Origin of the sequence: Flavobacterium sp. (genome assembly GCF_043778725.1) — a bacterium.
Taxonomy (GTDB): domain Bacteria; phylum Bacteroidota; class Bacteroidia; order Flavobacteriales; family Flavobacteriaceae; genus Flavobacterium.
On sequence record NZ_JAYWFT010000007.1, the window covers coordinates 1 to 2,748 of the forward strand.

At 34.0% G+C, this 2,748-nt stretch carries 1 protein-coding gene and 1 pseudogene; both read left to right on the forward strand.

Annotation, left to right across the window (positions count from 1 at the left end; all coding sequences use genetic code 11):
• The first annotated feature begins 194 nt into the window (after positions 1-194).
• Entirely contained in the window at positions 195-626 is a 432-nt protein-coding gene (locus ACH2CG_RS01380) for a MarR family winged helix-turn-helix transcriptional regulator (protein WP_395061448.1), read from the forward strand.
• 103 nt (positions 627-729) lie between these two features.
• Positions 730-2,487 (forward strand): annotated as a pseudogene (locus tag ACH2CG_RS01385) (3-hydroxyacyl-CoA dehydrogenase NAD-binding domain-containing protein); the annotation flags it as partial.
• Positions 2,488-2,748 lie beyond the last annotated feature (261 nt).

Consider the following 2,748-nt stretch of genomic DNA (forward strand, 5'->3'; position numbering starts at 1 on the left):
AAGAAAGAAAATCTAATAGGTTTTTTATTAAGTATATAAAATTTAACACAAATACTATGCGTGCATAATAAATTTTTTATATCTTTGAAATCGGAACTAAAACGTTGTCGTAAAATGACACCTTATAAGAAAGAACCGATTTTACATCCAATTGAATTCGAAAAATAAAACAAGTAAAATCGTTACTGTAAAAAATGAAAGAAAAAACAATAGACTATATACTTCGTGCTACATGGCAAGCTGTTTCAAGAATGTATAACGAAGAAGCGTCAAAATTTGATGGTTCCATGGCAATAGGTTTTGCTCTTTTAAGCATTGATAAAGAAGAAGGAACACCATCTACAGCAATAAGTTCAAGAATGGGTATGGAAGCAACTTCTTTAACAAGAACATTAAAAACATTGGAAGAAAAGGGATTAATAATTAGGAAAAAAAATCCAGATGATGGTCGTGGCGTTTTAATTTATCTAACTGATTTTGGGAGACAAATGCGAGCACAATCTAAAGAGACAGTGCTTAAATTTAATGAAAGTATTCGAAAAAATATATCCGAAGAAAAATTGCAAAATTTTATGGAAGTTGCAGATATTATTAATGATTTGATTGCTGAGAAAAAGATATTTTAAATTAGATAATAGAGGAGAGACAAATAGATGAAAGACAAATCCGAATTTAAGAAAAAGTCTAGCATCTTTTAGTCTATAATCTCTTCTCTTAAATAAAAAACAAATGAAAAGATTAATTAAAAAAGTGGCAGTAGTTGGATCTGGAATCATGGGTTCTGGAATTGCATGTCATTTTGCAAACATTGGAATTGAAGTTTTGCTTTTGGATATTGTTCCGAATGCCTTAACCGAAATCGAAGAAAAAAAAGGTTTAACTCTTGAAAGTAAAATTGTTCGCAACCGATTGGTAAACGATCATTTAGCCAATGCTTTAAAAAGTAGCCCATCGCCTATTTACAATCAGAAATTTGCAAATCGAATTACTACTGGAAATACAACCGATGATATGGCGAAAATTGCCAATTATGATTGGATTATTGAAGTGGTTGTAGAACGTTTGGACATCAAAAAGTTAGTATTTGAACAAATCGAAAAGTACAGAAAACCAGGAACTTTAGTAACTTCAAATACTTCTGGTATTCCAATAAAATTCATGAGCGAAGGACGAAGTGACGATTTTCAGAAGCATTTCTGTGGAACACATTTCTTTAATCCAGCTCGTTATTTAAAATTATTCGAAATCATTCCTGGACCACAAACATCCTCAGAAGTGTTGGATTTTTTAACTAATTACGGTTCACAATTCCTTGGAAAAACATCAGTAGTTGCCAAAGATACACCAGCATTCATCGGAAACAGAATTGGAATTTTCGGAATTCAAAGTTTATTTCACTTGGTTACCGAAATGGGTTTGACTATTGAAGAAGTGGATAAATTAACTGGTCCAGTTATTGGTCGACCAAAATCGGCAACTTTTAGAACTGTTGATGTTGTTGGTTTAGACACATTAGTTCACGTTGCCAACGGAATTTATGAAAACTGTCCCAACGACGAAGCACATGAATTGTTTAAACTTCCAACTTTCATCACCAAAATGATGGAAAACAAATGGTTGGGAAGCAAAACTGGTCAAGGTTTTTACAAAAAAGAAGGAAAAGAAATTCTAACTTTGGATTTAGGTACTTTAGAATATAGAGCTGCAAAAAAAGCAAATTTTGCAACATTAGAATTGACTAAAACCATTGATAAACCAATCAATCGTTTTAAAGTTTTAGTAAAAGGAAAAGACAAAGCAGGCGAATTCTACAGAAAATCATTCTCGTCAATGTTTGCTTATGTATCGAATAGAATTCCAGAAATTTCAGACGAATTATACAAAATCGACGATGCCATGAAAGCCGGTTTCGGATGGGAAAATGGTCCGTTCGAAATTTGGGATGCCATAGGTGTTGAAAAAGGAATCGAGTTAATGAAAGCCGAAGGTTACGAGCCAGCAGCTTGGGTTACCGAAATGTTAGCTTCTGGAACTACAAGTTTTTATGCTGTAAAAGAAGGTGCAACTTATTTCTACAATATTCCAAATAAATCACAGACGAAAATTCCGGGACAAGATAGTTTTATCATTCTAAACAACATTCGTGAAGCTAAAAAAGTTTGGAGTAATTCGGGTGCGATTATTCAGGATTTGGGCGACGGAATTTTGAATTTAGAATTCCAAAGCAAAATGAATACCATTGGTGGCGATGTTTTGGCAGCTATCAATAAAGCTATCGATTTATCAGAAAAAGAATACCAAGGATTAGTTATCGGAAATCAAGCAGCCAATTTTTCTGTTGGTGCCAATATCGGAATGATTTTCATGATGGCAGTCGAACAAGAATACGACGAATTGAACATGGCTATCAAAATGTTTCAAGACACTATGATGCACGTTCGTTATTCTGGGATTCCAGTAGTAGTTGCGCCACACGGAATGACTTTTGTTGTTTTAAGATTTTTACATGATTTTCAAATAGAAATCATTTCATCATTATCAAAGATTAAAAATAAAAATTTGCTTGCGAGTTTATTGTCGCGGTCATCCACTATTGCCAGTTGGGATGCATGATCGTCCAAAAGAATCCTGTGTGAAGTGCTTCTGTCCCAAATGCAGGGATGTTTATACCCCACAACTGCTGAGAAATAGGAGCACAGATGGAGTCGCTTTTGGTACGTCGCTTCCCCACCTTTTACTCCAGCGTAT

Bases quoted from the DNA above. Each gene is read 5' to 3' on its own strand.
- ACH2CG_RS01380 (WP_395061448.1), top strand. From the start codon at position 195: ATGAAAGAAAAAACAATAGACTATATACTTCGTGCTACATGGCAAGCT.